The 15,781-nt window shown below is 68.3% G+C and carries 12 protein-coding genes; 2 read left to right on the top strand and 10 right to left on the bottom strand.

The window, feature by feature from the left end; genetic code table 11:
• Positions 1-2 precede the first annotated feature (2 nt).
• From KEG38_RS17635 to pilM, 10 genes are all read right to left on the bottom strand, one after another.
• Positions 3-443, bottom strand: a complete 441-nt coding sequence (locus tag KEG38_RS17635) for a hypothetical protein (protein WP_272420818.1) — start codon at positions 441-443, stop codon at positions 3-5.
• Positions 440-3,253, bottom strand: coding sequence for a hypothetical protein (locus KEG38_RS17630; RefSeq protein WP_272420816.1), 2,814 nt, complete (start codon positions 3,251-3,253; stop codon positions 440-442). The genes KEG38_RS17635 and KEG38_RS17630 overlap by 4 nt, the downstream gene beginning before the upstream one ends.
• Before the next feature lie 18 nt (positions 3,254-3,271).
• Entirely contained in the window at positions 3,272-3,997 is a 726-nt protein-coding gene (locus tag KEG38_RS17625) for a hypothetical protein (protein ID WP_272420814.1), read from the bottom strand.
• A gap of 120 nt (positions 3,998-4,117) precedes the next feature.
• Positions 4,118-5,842: a MopE-related protein gene (locus tag KEG38_RS17620; RefSeq protein WP_272420812.1), complete on the bottom strand. Its 1,725-nt coding sequence runs from the start codon at positions 5,840-5,842 to the stop codon at positions 4,118-4,120.
• Between the two features lie 385 nt (positions 5,843-6,227).
• On the bottom strand, positions 6,228-8,066 hold the full coding sequence (locus KEG38_RS17615) for a MopE-related protein (protein WP_272420811.1): 1,839 nt from the start codon (positions 8,064-8,066) through the stop codon (positions 6,228-6,230).
• 44 nt (positions 8,067-8,110) lie between these two features.
• On the bottom strand, positions 8,111-10,420 hold the full coding sequence (locus KEG38_RS17610) for a type IV pilus secretin PilQ (protein WP_272420808.1): 2,310 nt from the start codon (positions 10,418-10,420) through the stop codon (positions 8,111-8,113).
• Positions 10,421-10,465: 45 nt separating this feature from the next.
• Complete coding sequence (locus tag KEG38_RS17605) at positions 10,466-11,098, bottom strand: pilus assembly protein PilP (RefSeq protein WP_272420807.1); 633 nt, start codon at positions 11,096-11,098, stop codon at positions 10,466-10,468.
• Positions 11,095-11,739 carry a type IV pilus inner membrane component PilO gene (locus KEG38_RS17600; protein ID WP_272420805.1) on the bottom strand — a complete coding sequence of 215 codons (645 nt, stop codon included), beginning with the start codon at positions 11,737-11,739 and terminating at the stop codon, positions 11,095-11,097. Before KEG38_RS17600 ends, KEG38_RS17605 begins: the two co-directional genes overlap by 4 nt.
• Positions 11,739-12,377 (bottom strand): PilN domain-containing protein, encoded by a 639-nt coding sequence (locus tag KEG38_RS17595; protein ID WP_272420803.1) that lies wholly within the window; start codon positions 12,375-12,377, stop codon positions 11,739-11,741. Before KEG38_RS17595 ends, KEG38_RS17600 begins: the two co-directional genes overlap by 1 nt.
• The gene (pilM, locus tag KEG38_RS17590) at positions 12,374-13,432 is read right to left on the bottom strand and encodes a type IV pilus assembly protein PilM (RefSeq protein ID WP_272420801.1); all 1,059 of its coding nucleotides are present in this window, start codon (positions 13,430-13,432) and stop codon (positions 12,374-12,376) included. Before pilM ends, KEG38_RS17595 begins: the two co-directional genes overlap by 4 nt.
• Positions 13,433-13,686: 254 nt before the next feature.
• Here pilM and KEG38_RS17585 point away from each other — a divergent pair, with 254 nt between their 5' ends.
• Positions 13,687-14,736: a peptidoglycan L,D-endopeptidase MepK gene (locus tag KEG38_RS17585; protein ID WP_272420800.1), complete on the top strand. Its 1,050-nt coding sequence runs from the start codon at positions 13,687-13,689 to the stop codon at positions 14,734-14,736.
• 360 nt (positions 14,737-15,096) lie between these two features.
• A complete protein-coding gene (locus KEG38_RS17580) occupies positions 15,097-15,741 on the top strand; it encodes a sigma-70 family RNA polymerase sigma factor (protein ID WP_272420798.1) in 645 nt (214 codons plus the stop codon).
• The last annotated feature ends 40 nt before the right edge of the window (positions 15,742-15,781 follow it).

The raw sequence follows: 15,781 nt of genomic DNA, 5'->3' as shown, positions 1-15,781 counted from the left end.
GGTTACGCCCTCGCCGCGCCCGCGAGCTTCGGGCGCATGTCCGTGAGCCACGCGCGCGCCTCGGCCTCGTCGTGGCCGTGGAAGAAGTATCGATCGCGGGCGCCGAGCACGGCGGTCGCGCGCATGAGCATTTCGACGGACATGCGTAAAGCAAAACCTCCCCCATAAAGGGCGAGGGCGCGCGGCGGGAGGCGAATCTGGTGCGACGACAATGCGACCTTCCGCGCCCCCGCGGTCCAGGTCGTGACGCGCGAGACGGAGGCGAGCGTGAGTATGTAGGGGCGGCCGACGGACCAGGCCTCGAGGGCCTCGACCAACGACTGGAGCTCGTCGCCGAGCTCGCCGCAAAGCTCGATATGGACCGTGTCCGGCTCCTCGAACGCGAGCCTGTGCGCGCCGAAACGTAGCTCCGTGCCCACCGATGGATCCCCCGCCGTCGTCACGCGGACCGGAGCTTACGCTCGATCCGACGTCTCCGCAGGAGAAAAAGCGCGGCAAGCGAGAGGAGAGCCGGCGATGTCCCCGAAGCGTCGTCGGTCATCCGGCACCCACAACCGTCATCCACGAGGATCGGACCCGAAGGCCGATCACCGCCCCCCGACGAAGCCCCACCGCCCATTCCACCAAGGCCCCCCTCCCCGCCCGCGCCGGCGCTGCCGCCAGCGCCGCCGTTTCCAGCGATGCCGCCAGTCCCGCCTGCGCCGCCACTTCCGCCACCGGCTCCGCCAGCGCCTGCGCCACCGCTTCCGCCTGCGCCTGCGCCTGCGCTTCCGCCTGCGCCTGCGCCTCCGTTTCCGCCTGCGCCACCGCTTCCGCCTGCGCCTGCGCCCCCGCTTCCGCCCCCGCTTCCGCCTCCGCCTCCGCCTCCGCTTCCGCCTCCTGCGCCGCCGGCTCCGCCGCCTCCATCGTCGGTCACGACCCTCGCCCGGACGCGAATTCGATCCGTCACGTCGTCCTGCGCCCCGTATGCGACGAGCACACTTCCAGGCGGCCCCGCGCAAGCGATCGACGGATTCTCCTCCGCCGGCTCGGCGCTGATCACGAAAGGCATCGCATCCACGGGCGTGCCATCCGTGTGCAGCCGAAGCCCCGCAATGTCGTTCGCGCTGTCCGAGGCAATCGAATACGTGACGACGTGGCGCGCGCCGTCGAAGGCCACGGAAGGCGCACGCTCGGCGCTGGGGGTCGCCGCGAGCACGAGGCTGTCCGGATCGAGGACGACCCCCGCGGCCGTGACCCGCGCGGCGTGAATATCGGGGGCCGTGGCCGCTCGGTCGTCCGACCACACGACGAGGAAATCCTTGCCATCGAGGCCGACCGAGGGGCTCGTCTGCGCATTCGGCGCGACCGATACGGGAATGCCCGCGGCGTCGAGGACTACGCCGCTCGGGTCGATCCGGAAGGCATACACGTCGCCTGTCGTGTCATTGCGGTGATCGGTGGCCACGGCGAGGTAGAGCGAGCCATTCGAGGCCATGTCCGAGATGTACTGGGAGCCCGGCGCGGTCGTGATCGGAAAGCCCTGGGGGTCCTGCACCGCGCCAAAAGGCGAGACACGCGCGCCATAGATGTCCCACGCCGTGGCACCCGTGCGATCGTCGAGCCATGCGACGAGCCAGGCGCTCCCCGTGGAGGCGACGGACGGCGACTGCTGCGACGAAGTGCCCGTGGCGACGGGAAATCCACCGGGATCGAGGACGGCGCCGGCAGGGGTCACGCGCGCCGCGTAGACGTCGGATTGGTTTTGCATCGTGCGTCGGTCGGTCCAGACGACGAGATGGTTTTTCCCGTCGAACGCGACGCGCGGGTCCGCGACGGGGCCCTGGCCGGTGGCGATGAGGATCGCCGAGGCATCGAGGACCGCCCCCGCAGGGCTCACGCGGACGCCGGCAATGACGCTCTCTCCATTTCGCGAGTCCGCCCAGACGACGAACCAGTTCGTCCCGTCGAACGCCGCGTCGCCGATGCGCTCCTCGTTCGGCGCCGTGGAGAGCAGCGCCGGAGGCGTGTCAACGGCCGTGCCGCCCTGGCTGATACGCGCGCCGACGATATCGCGGTTGTCCCGGTCGACATCCCAGACGGCGAGGGTGTGGGTCGCGCCGGGGGCAAGCGCGACGGAGAGGTCGTCCGTGCCGCCTTTGATCACGGCGAACCCGGCCGGATCGAGGACCGTGCCCTGGGAATCGACGCGGGTGGCATACAGATCGTACACGCCGCCGCCATTGCGCAGGTCTTCCCAGACGGCGACGAAGTTCACGCCATCCCAGGCGATCTGGGGATATCGCTGGGAGCCCGACGCGGCCGAGACGAGCACGCCCGCGGCGTCGAGCACCGTGCCGTTCGGATCGATACGCGCGCCGTAAATGTCGTACGAGCTGCCGCTGCGGTAATCACGCCAGACGACGAGCGAGCTCATGCCATTGCTGGCGACAGACGGATACATCTGGCTGCCCGCGACCGTGGAGACGACAATGCCCGCAGGATCGAGGACGACGCCCGCGGGCGTCACGCGCGCCGCGTACACATCCTGGTTCGTGCCGCTGCGATAGTCCTGCCAGGCGACGACGAAGCTCGTGCCATCCCAGGCGACCGCGGGGCGGCTCTGCTCGTTCGTGGCGGCGCCGATGGAAAGGCCGAGCGGGTCGAGCAGGACGCCGTTCGAGAGGAGACGCGCGCCGAAGATGTCGTTCGAGGTGCCATTACGGAAATCCTCCCAGACGACGAGGACGCGGCTATTTGCCGCGGCGATGGCCGGGGCGCGTTGCGCATTGGTGGCGCCGCCGAGGACGAACGAGTCGCCGAGCGGAGTACCGGTCGGCCCGAAGCGCCGCGCGCGAATGTCCCAGTTCGTACCGTCGCCCGGAACGCCGCTTTCCCAGGCGACGACCCAGTTCGCGCCGTCCCACGCGGCGGCGGGCGCGAAGTTGTACCCGACGGACGGCTCGATCTCGAAGCCCTGCGGGTCGAGCGGCGCGCCGGACGGGCCCACGAGGACGCCGCGCAGGCCCGAGGAAAAACCGTCCGCCGCGTGGTGTTCCCACACGACGAGCCAGTTCGTTCCGTCGTAGGCGACCGCGGGGGTCGCCTGTTTTCCCTTGGAAGGACCATAAGCCGGCGCGTCGAGCGGGATCCCGGGCGAGACGACGCGGGCCGCGCTCGGGCCGGCGTCGGGCAGGCGCGCGCCCGCGCCGACGAAGGCGAGGATCAGGGCGCCGAGGCCCGAGGACAAGGAGAGGAAGCGCTGCCGTGCCATGCCGGCAGGATACGATCGTCAGCGGGGTCGTTCGAGCGAGAAGGTGACCGTGACGCCGACGGGATCCGAGCTCGGGGCGCCCACGGCGCGGTTCTTGAGGAGCAAGCGGATGCAGGACGCCGCCTCCTCGGTGATGCCCTTCTTGCTCTCGATCTCGACGCCCTCGGCGCGGCCGCGCGCGCGGACGAGGAAGCTCACCTTGATCGAGCCCTTCGCCGCCTCGAGCCCGCCATTGTCGGCGATGCACTTGGCAATGCCTTCGAGGTTCGACGTGATGAACTTCTCGGCGCGGGGCACGTCGCCGCCCTCGAATTTGGGCGTGGAGATCGTGACGAGGGGCGGAGGCCCCGGCTTCGGTTTTTCCGGCGGAGGCGGCGGCGGAGGCGGCGGCGGCGGAGGCGGCGGCGGGGCCGTTTCAGGCGGCGGGGCCGCGTCCGTGCCGGCGTCCGGGGAAGACGGCTCGGGTTGCGGGGGCGGCGGGAGCCAGCCGGCGTCACGCTCGTCGGGGCGCAAGCAACGGACGAACCCGCGGTGCGGATCTTCGAGGGCGCCGTGGGGGCATTTCGACGGAGAATCGGCGCCTTCGCCGTCCGCGCGCTTGCGGGCGAGCTCGTCCGCTTCGGACGTGGAGGCGGTTTGCTTCGTGGAATCGGCCTCGGGCATGGCCGCGCCGCACGCGCCCGCCGAGGCGAGGCCGAGGAGGGCCGCGGTGGCTGCGCGAAACCAGTTCGAGTGCGGGGTCATCGGGGGGAACCTAGCGGCCGCGGGGCGGGAGGCAAAGAAATCGGCGGCGGATTCTTGGCCCGGCGCGCGCGTCGACGCGGGGGGCGGGCCTCACGTACCATGCAGTGGTCATGCGCACATTCAAGGCGACAGCTTGGCCACGAACACGTCGGACTCGCCCAGGTCCCCCGACGGGATCGTCCCGGTACCGAAATCGATGTTGGCCTCGAAATGGCCGGTGAGCACGACGTGGCCCATGGGATCCGTCGCCAGCGCGGCGCAGCCGTCGCTCTCGGGCGCCGGGGCGCCATAGTGCCTGCTCCAGATGGGGACGCCCGAGGGGCTCAGCTTGAGCACATAGACGTCGGTCTGCTTGCCCCCGCTCTCCATCGCGCCGCCGCCGAGGTCCATGGTGCCCGAGAAGCCACCGGCCACGAGGACGTTGCCAGCCGGATCCACCGCGAGTCTTGGCGTGCCAACCGTCTGGCCGGGGGTCGTGCCGTAGGTCCTGGTCCAGACGCACGCGCCGCTCGGATCGAGCTTCGCCACGTAGAACCCGGCGTAGTTCGGCGGCGACGCGGGCCCGCACCCGAAATCGATGGGATCCACGTGGGGGCCGGTGATCAGCATGTTGCCTTGCGCATCAAAGGCCACCTGGCTGACGGTCTGCTGCTCCGCGGTGCCGTACACCTTGCTCCACAGGTGGGTCCCGTCCGCGGAGAACTTCGCGATCGCGATGTCGCTGCCGCCCGCCGACGTGAGCACGCCACCGCCGAAATCAGCCGCGCCGTTGAGGTCGACGCCGAGCACGATCTCGCCTGCCGCGTTGACGGCGACGGTCCGGCCGTTCTGGCCCAGGTCGTCGTTCCCGAATCGTTTGCTGAAGACGTGGGCGCCCGCGGCGTCGTAGACGGCGAGGTAGGCATCGGCGAACGAACCTTTCAAGGCGCCGCCGCCGAGATTCACGGTGTCTCCCAAAGACGTCCCGGTGATCACGAGGCCGCCCGCCGGGGTCGGGGCGATGTCGAACAGGTTCTCCGGCTCGGTGGATGCGCCAATGACTTTCCTCCAGAGCACCGCGCCCGTGGAAGCGTTGTGCTTGAGGATGAAAATGTCCTTGCCGCCGCCGTTGGGGACGAGGGACGTGCCCCCCACGGTCATCTCGCTGGAGAAGGTTCCGGCCGCGAACACGTTGCCGGCCGGATCAAAAGCGACGGAATTGATACGGTCGTACTCGCCGGCGTAGTCGAATTGCTGCTGCCACAAAAAGCCGCCGCTCGGGTCGAGCTTGACGAGGAACGAATCGTCCGTGCCCGTCACCTTCATCTTGCCGCCGCCGAAATCGATGTCGCCGCCGCTGAGCTGGCCGATGACGGCGATGTTCCCTGCCGAATCCGTGGCGATGCCTTGTGCGTACTGCGAGGCCGCGTCGCTCCCGTATCCCTTGGCCCAGAGCCCGTTGCCGAGGGAGAGGCCGTCGTCGACCTGACCATTGCAGTCGTTGTCGAGCCCATCCGGCGCCTCGGGGCTCGGCTTTACGTTCGGCTCGCAGGTCACCGCGGCATTCTTGCAGGTCGAGGTGCCGGCCGCGCAGACGCCAGGGAGCGCGGTGTCGCACGAAAGGCCGGCGCCGGGGACGTCCTCGTCGACGCTGCCGTCGCAATCGTCGTCGAGGTCGTTGCAGATCTCGGGGACGCACGTCTGCCCGCCGGCCCCGCCCATGCCGCCGGCCTGCCCGCCGGTTGACGTGGACGCCGTGCTCCCGCCGTCGCCACAGCCGCCGATCGCGATCGCAGCCGAGCCGCACAGGCCGAAGAATACGTGGTGGAGAGAAAAGGAAGGACGCTTGGGTCGGTGATCGTTCAAGGTCATAAGCCTCACGGTACCTGGCTTTCGGGCGACCTGCCAAGGCGGTTACCTGCCCAGCGCCTCCCCCGCGGTCGACCCATCGGATCAGGACGCGATCCCCCTCTTGCAACGCGTGCAAACCGCGCTTTGCGCGTACCGGATGCCGCCTGCACGCGTTGCAAACGGCTCCGTGACCATACAAAGAGCCGTTTGCAAGCGTTGCAACCGGCTCCCTGTACACACAAAGAGGCGCTTGCAAGCGTTGCAAGCGGCTCCGTGACCATACAAAGAGCCGCTTGCAAGCGTTGCAACCGGCTCCCTGTACACGCAAAGAGGCGCTTGCAAGCGTTGCAAGCGCCCCCCGGTACGCGCAGACGCTACTTTTCGCGCGATTCCGCCCGGTTCAGGGCGAGAGCTTCGCCACGTACGCGTCTTGGTGGTTCAGGTCGACGGCCGAGATCGTCCCCGAGCCGAAGTCGATGTTACCGCCGAAATCCCCGCCGAGCAGGATGTTCCCCATCGGATCGGTCGCCACGTCGTTGCCCGAGTCCATCTCGTACACGACCGGGTCGCCATAGTGCTTGCTCCACACGTAGGCGCCCGTGGAGCTCAGCTTGAGCACGAAGATATCCTGAGACGATTCCACGGCGGTCATCATGCCGCCGCCGAGGTCCATGCTGCCCAGGAACGTGCCCGTCACGACGACGTTGCCCGTCGGATCCACGGCCATCTTGGATGCGTACACCCCTTTGACAGGGGTCGTGCCGTAGGTTTTCGTCCAGAGGCACGCGCCGTTCGGATCGAGCTTCGCCACGTAGAATCCGTAGTTGTTCACCGCCGATACGGGCCCGCATCCGAAATCGATGGGATCGTAATGGGTACCCGTGATCAGGATGTTGCCCTGCGCATCGAAGGCGACCCTGTTGACTGCCTGCTGCATCGCGGAGCCGTAGTTCTTGCTCCAGAGGTGGGTCCCATCCGCGGCGAATTTCGCGATCGCGACGTCGGTGGAGCCCGCCGACGTGAGCACGCCGCCGCCGAAATCGACCGTGCCCTCGAGGTCGACGGCGAGGGCGATCTCGCCCGCCGCATTGACGGCGACGCTCTTGCCGGACTGAATCAAGCCGTCCCCGAATCGCTTGCTGAAGAGATGGACGCCCGTGGCGTCGTACATGGCGAGGATGGCGTCGCTGGAAGATCCGGCCAAGGGGGCGCCGCCAAGGCTCACGGCGCCACCATGCACGGTCCCCGTGGCCACGAGGTTGCCGGCCGGCGTGGTCGCGAGGTCCGACACGCCTTGCGAGTTGGTGGACTCGCCAAACACCTTGCTCCAGAGCACCGCGCCCGTGGCGGCGTCGTGCTTGAGGATGAAAATGTCCCCGCTGCCGATCGGGTTGAGGGTCTTGCCCCCCACGGTCATGTTGCTGATGAAATATCCGGCCGTGTACGCGTTCCCCGTCGAATCGAAGGCGAGGGCCGAGACCCAGCCGAGATTGTTCGAGGCGCTGAACTGCTGTTGCCACAAGAAGCCGCCGTTCGGGTCGAGCTTGACGAGGAAGGCGTCTTCCAAGCCCAAGACGGTCATGGTGCTGCCGCCGAAATTGACGAACCCGCCCGTCATCCAGCCGACGACGCCGATGTTTCCCACGGAATCGGTGGCGATGCGGAGGACGCTCTGCGTCGACGTGTCATTGCCGTACCCCTTGGCCCAGAGCCCCTTGCCGAGCATGAGGCCGTCGTCGACCTGGCCATTGCAATCGTTGTCGAGCGCATCCGCCACCTCGGGGCTCGGAAGGACGTTCTGCACGCAGGTGAGCGCGGAATCCTTGCAGGCCGTGGTGCCGGCCGCGCAGACGCCCGAGAGGGCGGTGTCGCAGGACATGCCGACGCCGGGGATGTCCTCGTCGACGGTATCGTCGCAATCGTCGTCGACGCCGTTGCAGGTCTCGGGGATGCAGTTCTGCCCGCCGGAACCACCCATTCCACCGACGCCGCCAACGCCGCCAACGCCGCCGGCGCCGCCGGCGCCGCCCATTCCACCGACGCCGCCCATTCCGCCGGCTTGCATCGAGCCGCCCGCGCCGCCGCTGCCGCCCGTGGAGGGCGCGCCCGCGGAGCCAGACGTGCCGGCGCCGTCGTCACAACCGGCGATCGCGACGATCGCAGCCGTGCCCCAGATGCCGAGGAAGACGCGAGAAAGGGAAAAAGACGAGCGCTTGGTCCGGTGGTCGTTCGAGGTCATTCAGGTCGCCAGTTACCTGGCTTTCCAGCGACCTGTCAACGACCTCACTTCCCCAGCGACTCGGCCCGGTTGACGATGCGCGGCGTGATGAAAATCACGAGCTCGCTGCGGCTGTCGCTCGACCTGCGGCGCTGGAAGAGCACGCCGAGGATCGGGATGTCGCCGAGCACGGGGACCTGATCGAGGTTTCTGCCCGTGTTGCGCGTGAAGATGCCGCCGATGACCGCGGTGTGGCCGTCCATGATGAGCAGATCGGTCTCGGCCTCGCGCTTCAAGATGGTGGGATCGCCGCGCGCCGAGGTCTGGTTGAAGTCGGGCTCGTCGCGGTTGATTTTGACGTGCATCGAGACGCTGCCGTCACTCGTGACGTGCGGCTTGACGAGGAGCTGGAGCTTCGCCTCCTGGAACGTCGTCTGCACGCCCTGCGCGCTGATCTGCGAGAACGGGATGAGCGTGCCCTGGCTGATGCGCGCCTCGCGGTTGTCGAGCGTGAGGATGCGCGGGCTCGAGACGATCCGCAAAAGGCCGCTCGCCTCGGCCGCCGAGAGGCGCACGGAGAGGTTGACCGTGTTGTCGATCGAGCCGAGCGTCATGCCGATCGCGCCGCCGAGGCCCGTGCCCGTGGTGGCCGGCAAGTTGACCGCAAAGTTCGGGTTCGGGACGGTGTTCTGGAACGGCGAGAGGCCGCCCGTGGGCGTCGTCTGATCACTCGCGCCGCCCGTGAGGCCAATCTGCGAGGGGAAGACGAGGCCCGTCGGGTTGCCGGTCGCAGGGCTGAAGGTGCCGTCGCCGCCCCACTGGATGCCGACGTCGCGCAGGTAGCGGCTCGTGGCCTCGACGATACGCGCCTCGATGAGGACCTGCGGCGTCTGCGTGTCGAGCGCGCGCACGAGCTCTTCGAGCTGGTCGAGGTTGCCCGCAACGTCACGCGCCACGAGGACGTTCGTGCGCTCGTCGACGGCGAGTGAGCCGCGCGGTGAGAGCAGATCCTTGCCGCGCGCCTGGAGTTCCTTGGCGACGGCGTAGTTCACCGGGATGAGGCGCGTCTCCAGCGGCGCGAGCGCGAGCTCGCTCCTTCGCCGCGCGAGGTCGAGCTCGCGCTCCTTGTTGAGCTCGGCCTGGGGCGCGACGCGGATCATGTTGCCCTGGCGGACCATGCCGAGGCCCTTGGCCTGGAGGACCGTCTCGAGGGCCTGATCCCACGGGACGTTGCGCATCCGGATCGTGACGTTGCCCTTCACGTCGTCGGACGTGACGATGTTGACGCGGCCGACGTCGGAGATGAGGCGCAGGACGTTGTGGACGTCGGCGTCCTTGAGGTCGAGGTCGATGCGCCGGCCCGTGAAGCGGCGTTGCTGCGCGAGCGTGGTCGGCAAGAAGCCCGCGGCCTCTTCGCCGTCGATCGTCGTCTCGGTAGCGCGCGAGGTGCTCGGCGTCGCCAGGACGTCCTCTTCCCGCGCCACCGTGCGCACGCGGCGCGCGGCTCCGCCGTCGGCACCGACGCCGCTGAGCATCGGGTGCGCGGCCGTGTCCGCGAACGTGAGGACGAGCGTGCTTCCTTCCCGCGAGACGACGCCGATCGCATCGCCCTTGGGCTCGACCTCGACGACGACGCGCGAGGAGTCGCTCTTGCGCCGGTACGTGGAGATCGCCGTGATGGTGCCGCCGAAGGCGCTCACGTCGAGCTTGCGTTCGAGCGCGTCGGGCAAGCGCGCGCCTTCGAGCTCGAGGATCGAGCGGCCGCTCGGCGAGGTCACGTGCGAGAACTTCACGCTCTCGTTGAGCTCGACCGTGACGCGATCCTTGCCAGCCTGGTGGTCGTAACGGACGTTCGTGACGGCCGCGCCGGAGGCTTGCTCGACCTTGCGCGCCTCGGCCTTCGGCGTCGTCGCGGAGGGCGACGAGGACGTCACCACGGGCGCGGGCGCGCGCATCGGCGCGGTCGCATCCGCGGCCGCGAGGTCGACGACGAGGCCCGTGGGCGTCGCGCTGATGCGGTACTCGGCCGTGCGCGCGAGCTGCACGAGGACACGCGTGATCTTCTTGCCGTCCTGATCGAAGGTCTGCGTGAGGACGCCGCCGACGAGGGCGTTGCCTTGCGTGATGGCCGCGGGCGCGCCCTTGATCTCCGCGCCCGAGACGTCGATCACGAGGCGCTTTCCACCGCTGTCGACACGCGCGAAGAAGCGAGGCTCGGCGCTCGTCGTGATCGAGACACGCGCCTCGCCTTGACCCAACGATGCAAGCTTGACGTCCCGTACTTCGAGCCGCGTGTTCCCGTCGGCGGATGCCTTCGCGGGGACGAAGGAGAGGAGCGCCGCGAGAAGCATCGCGGAGCGCGGTTTCGTCAGCATGCCCCCGATCCTACCCAAACCGCGCGAAGGGGGCCCAATTCGTCGCTACCGCCGGGCTTCGTTCCCGGCGTTTTCCTCGGGGAAGAGCGCGATCACGCGCGTAACGGGGGCAATTTCCGGGTGTGCCGGGTCCTCGCGAACAAAGACGACATCCCCCTCGCGAATACGATCGACGCGCCAGTTGATGGCGACGTCGATCCCCGCGGGCCCGCCGGTGCGCACGATCTCGGGCTTGCCCACGTAATCGCCGACCTTGACGACCCACCCGACGTTGGCGGGGTCGATGAAGAGCGCGCGGGGCTGCGAGCGCGTGACGAGGCCGGAGAGCTTGAGCTCGTCGAGCGCGTACCGCTCGATCACCACCGTCCGCTGCACGACGGCGCGGCCCTTGGCTTGCTGCGCGAACACGCTCGCGAAGCCGCGGAACGGGTCGCGGTTCTTCTCGGTCTCGGTGAAGTCGGCCTCGACGAACTCCCGTTGCGGCAGCTCCGGCTGATCTTTCTTCGCGGCCGTCTGCGGCCCGCCGTCCGTGCCCACGCCGCCGTCGGGCGCAGCGCCGGGCGATGGAGTCGCGCTCGGCGGCGGCACCCAGAGCTCGTCTTCCTCGCAGCCGGAGGCGAACACGATGAGCACGAGCGCGGCGAAGAGGAGCCAGAAGAGCGAACGCGCGCGCTTCATTTGCCGGTCCCCCTGCGCTTCGCGCCGTCCTTGCCGTCGAGCCGGAGGGCGCGGAACGCGGTCGCGAGGCACTCGACGTTGACCTCCGGCTCGCCGGGGTTCTCGGGCTTCACCGTGCCGTTCTTCGTCGACAGCTTCATCTGGATGTCTTCCATGTTGATGATGCGGTCGATCTGCCCCACGCCGTGGAAGAACTTTGCGATCTGGTGGTAGCGGCCGGTGAGCGTGAGCTTCATCGGCACCTTCGCGAAGAACTCTTGCGGGATCTCGTCGACGGGCGTCCAGCTCGTGAGGTTCACGCCGGCGATGGTGGCCGTCTGCTGGAGCGAGGCGAGGAACGCGGGCGTCTCGGGCTCGTCGGGCAGGATCTTCTTCGTCTGCTCGGCGCGCGCTTCGCTGCGGATCTTCTCGTCGCGGTCCTTCTGGTAGGCATCCCTCACGGCCTCGGCCGCGCGCAGCTCGCCGCGGAGCGTGCCTTCGCGTTGCTTGGCGGCGGCGAGCTCGTTCGAGAGGTCCTCGTAGACGAAGACGAAGAAGAGCGCGCCGACGAGCGTCAGGAAGAGGAGGCCGACACCAATCTTTCCGGCAAGGGGCAGGCGATCGAGCGACGAGCTGCCCGCCGCGGGTGCTTTGGCGGCCATCAGTACCTCACCTTGAGCTGGAGCGCGAAGCTCACGAGATCGATCTTCGAGACGCGGTCCTCGTCCTTCTTTCCCGGCAAAAGTGTGACCTCGTAGAAGTAGGGCGAGAGCTTGAGCCGCTGCGCGAGCTCGTAGACGTCGTTGCCGTCGCGCGCGAGGCCCTCGACGCGCACCGTGCGCTGTCCTTCGAGGTAGCCCGTGAGCCAGAGCCTGCGCGAGTCCCAGGCCGGGTTGAAGACGGCGAGGGGGTTGTCCTTGCGCAGCTTCGCGAGTTTGTCCGGATCGGCCGAGGGCCCCTTGCCGGTCGTCATGATCTGCGCGAGCTCGAGCAAGACCGCGGTCGGCCCGGTGCGGCCCGCCTGGAGCTTCGCGATCGCCTCTTCGCGCGCGCGCAGGACGGCGAGGGCCTTCTTGAGCTCGTCGTGATCGGCGACGAGGCGCTTGATGTCGTCGATCTGGCTCTTGAGCTGCGCGTTCGTGCGGTTCTGCGCGTCGAGCTCCTCGCGCTTCGACTGGTAGAAGAGGAAGAGCCCCACGATCTCGAGCAGCACCACGGCGAGCACGACGAGCAGCCAGCGCTGGCTCGGGGCCCCCATCGCCGCGCCGCGCTTGTGCGGAAGGAGGTTGATCCGGATCACGCGCGCTTCTCCTTGTCTTTGCGCATGGCGAGACCCAGGGCCACGCAGAGCTGCGAGCCGCGGGTGCGGAGCATGTCGGCGCTGACGTCCTTGCCCTCGACGGACACGCGCTCGAGCGGCTGGAGCAGCTCCACCTGCACGCGCGAGCGCCGCGAGATCGCCGCCGGTAGCGCCGGCAGGTTCGAGGTGCCGCCCGTGAGGTAGATCCGGTGCATCTCGGGCTCGCCGCTCGTGGCGAGGAAGAAGTCGAGCGAGCGCTGGATCTCGCCGGCGATCGTGTCGCAAACGGCGTCGACGATCGGCGGCACCTGGGCCGTCGGGCCGAAGGGCTGCGCCACGCTCTGGCACTTGAGCTCTTCGGCCTGTTCGAACGTGACGCCGAGCTGCTTCTGGATCTGCTCGGTGACGTAGTTGCCCGCGTTCGGGATGTCGCGCGTGAACGAGCTCGCGCCGCGCGAGACGATGTTGATCGAGGTGAGCGAGGCGCCGACGTTGATGATCGCGAACGTCTGATCGGCGGGGATGCCGCGGCCGTACTCGAAGAGGTTCTGGACAGTGAAGGCGTCGATGTCGAGGACGAGAGGCTTTAACTTTGCTTGCCGTGCGATCTCCAGGTAGTCGCTGACCTCTTCGCGTTTTGCGGCGACGAGCAAAAGATCCATCTGCCCTGCTTCGGGCCGGCGACGGAGGACCTCGTAGTCGACGTGCACGTCCTTGATGTCGAAGGGGATGTGCTGCTCCGCCTCCCACTGGATCTGCTCGTCGAGCTCGCTCTGGGTCATGAGCGGCACCGTGATCTTGCGGATGATCACGGCCTGGCCGCTGATGCTCAGCGCCACCTCGCGCTGCTTGATCTTCGCGTCCGCGAGCGCCCGGCCCACGGCCGCGACGATCGCCGAGGCGTTCATCACGTGGCCGTCGACGATGCTCTGCGGCGGCAGCGTGCAGTAGCCGGCCCGGACCAACGACAGCCCTTTGCGCCCTTCCTTGAGCTGGCACACCTTGATGGCGCTCGAACCGATGTCGACGCCCACCAGGTTGTTTCCGTCCGCCATCGATCAGTCCTGGTCCTCGCAGCTGCGGCGCGGGAGGGCTCCGCCGGCCAGACCCCGGGAGGGGGTCGGAGCCAGCATCGCACCGCCGCCAATCCGCGGCCAAAATAGTGCTTTACGCATCGCACGGTTCCGCGTACCGAAGGTAAGACAGCCTTGGGTGCGCGTTCGTAGGGAGCCCCCGGGCAACGTTGAACACATCACACATGGACGCTTTCGCCTCGAAACCGGCTCGATCTTCGTTCCGGCTCCGCTGCGTGGCCTTGCTGGCCGGCGCCGCGGTCGCGCTCACCTCAGTATACGCCGAGGCGGGGGACGTCGTTCACGTCGTTGCCAAGGGGCAGGTGCTCGTCCAGATCGCCAAGCGGTATCGCACGACGGTGGACGCGATCCGAGCGGCAAACGGGCTGCGACCTGGGCAGCTTCTCAAGCCGGGTCAGGAGCTCGTGATCCCCGAAAAGGGGAAAGAAGCGGAGGCCGCGAAGAAGGCGGCGGCGGAACGAGCGAAGAAGGACAGCAAGAAGGCGGACACGAAGGAGAACGCCGCCGCTGGCAAGGGAAAAAAGAAGGGCGACGCGAAACCCGCGAAGCCCGAGCCGCTCGTGATGAAGCCGAAGCGGCCGGGGTTCGTGAAGCTCGTGCGCGGCACCGATCGGCTCGAGACGCAGCTGCTCACGAAGCACGGGCGGCTCGTGCCGTCGGCGCTCACGGGGCTCGGCAAGATGATGCGGCACGGGCCTTCAGGCGCGAAGACCGCGATCGATCCGCGCCTCGCCACGCTGATCGGCATGGTGAGTGATCACTTCGGCGGGCGTACGATCCACATCACGAGTGGGTTCCGCCCCTATTCCCCCACCCAGTACACCAAGCACTCGAACCACAACCTGGGCAGGGCGATCGATTTCAGCATCGAGGGCGTGCCGAACACGATGCTGCGCGATTTCTGTCGGACCTTCCGCAATGCTGGGGTAGGTTACTACCCGAACAGCACATTCGTTCACCTCGACGTTCGAACCACGAAGGCCTTCTGGATCGACTACTCCAGGCCAGGTGAGGCCCCCCGCTACGATTCCCCCGTGGCCCAAGCTTCGGCGGACGAGTCGACCGCGGACGTGGATCAAGCGCCTTCGGGCGCAACCCCTGCCCCCGGTGGGGCAGGAAAAGAAACGCCGCCTACACCCCCCACGCAGGGAGGTGGGTCCGGGGATACCCATCCCCCCCCTTCGCAAGTCGTTGATCCTTCAACTGGAAACTCCAGCACGCAGGATCCGACGCCTCGAAACGCGCCGAAGGCGGGTCAGAACTGACCCAGCCCCGGCGGGGCAACCGTAGGGATTTTCCTGATAGTCTGAGGGAATTTCCTGGTGCAGAATGCGTGGTGTAGATTCGTTTGCGGTCCTTCTCTGGAGGACGGGACCAGTGTACGTTTGGGACGAGCCGTTCCTTGCCACCTCACAAGGATGTGCCACGAACGTTGCTTACATCACGAGGTCCCTGAACAGATGCAGCAGTCCTACTTCCACCGACAGGATGTTCAGGAACGAGACGCGACCGTCATCACCCAGGCGGATCTGAGCGGGTGCACGGCCATGGTGTCGCCCTGCGCCCCGCAAGAGCCCGCCAGCATGGTCAGTCGCCGCTCGATCCCCGAAGGCCCGGTGTCCGACGTGAGACCTCGACGAGCGCGCGCGCTCCAAGAGGGGAGCCTGGCACCGGTGTGCGCGCAAACCCTCAAGAGCTACCTGCCGCTCGTGAACCAGATCGTCGCGCAGATCGCGCGGCGACTGCCGGCCAACGTGCTGCGGGACGACCTGCTCGCCGCAGGCGTGTTCGGGCTGCTCGACTCGCTCCGCAGAAACGGTGGCAACGGGGGCGAGACGTTCGAGTGGTACGCGCGCATGCGCATCCGCGGCGCCGTGGTGGACGAGCTGCGCGCCCAGGACTGGCTGAGCCGGCGAAGGCGCGCCGCCGTGACGGCCGCGCGAGAGGGCGACTCGAGTACCGCGCGGCCGACGTGCCTCGTGAGCCTGCACGAGCTCACGCCGATGGAGGAGCAGGTGCACCTCATCGCCGAGGACGAGGATCCGGCAGCGGCGTACGAGGCCCGCGAGTCGTACCGCGCGCTCTTCCGGGCGATGGAGCAGCTCCCCGAGCGCGAGCGGCAGATCGTCGGGATGCACTACTTCGACGGCGTGAAGCTGAAGGACATCGGCGCGCACCTCGGCGTGAGCGAGCCGCGCGTGTCGCAGCTCCACGCGCGCGCCCTCGGGCGGCTGAAGATCCTCATCCAGCGCGCCGCGGCCGCGGCCTAGCCGCACTCCCCTCTCCCGCTCGGAAGAGGGGCGCACGCAA

The sequence above is a fragment of the Polyangium jinanense genome (assembly GCF_028435265.1).
Lineage (GTDB): Bacteria > Myxococcota_A > Polyangia > Polyangiales > Polyangiaceae > Polyangium > Polyangium jinanense.
This window is presented reverse-complemented; position numbering and strand designations above follow the sequence as displayed.

Excerpts from the sequence above, each read along its gene's own strand:
- KEG38_RS17630 (WP_272420816.1), bottom strand. The coding sequence starts at position 3,253 with ATGGCACGGCAGCGCTTCCTCTCCTTGTCCTCGGGCCTCGGCGCCCTG.
- KEG38_RS17610 (WP_272420808.1), bottom strand. The coding sequence starts at position 10,420 with ATGCTGACGAAACCGCGCTCCGCGATGCTTCTCGCGGCGCTCCTCTCC.
- KEG38_RS17615 (WP_272420811.1), bottom strand. The coding sequence starts at position 8,066 with ATGACCTCGAACGACCACCGGACCAAGCGCTCGTCTTTTTCCCTTTCT.
- pilM (WP_272420801.1), bottom strand. The coding sequence starts at position 13,432 with ATGGCGGACGGAAACAACCTGGTGGGCGTCGACATCGGTTCGAGCGCC.
- KEG38_RS17600 (WP_272420805.1), bottom strand. The coding sequence starts at position 11,739 with ATGGCCGCCAAAGCACCCGCGGCGGGCAGCTCGTCGCTCGATCGCCTG.
- KEG38_RS17625 (WP_272420814.1), bottom strand. The coding sequence starts at position 3,997 with ATGACCCCGCACTCGAACTGGTTTCGCGCAGCCACCGCGGCCCTCCTC.
- KEG38_RS17605 (WP_272420807.1), bottom strand. The coding sequence starts at position 11,098 with ATGAAGCGCGCGCGTTCGCTCTTCTGGCTCCTCTTCGCCGCGCTCGTG.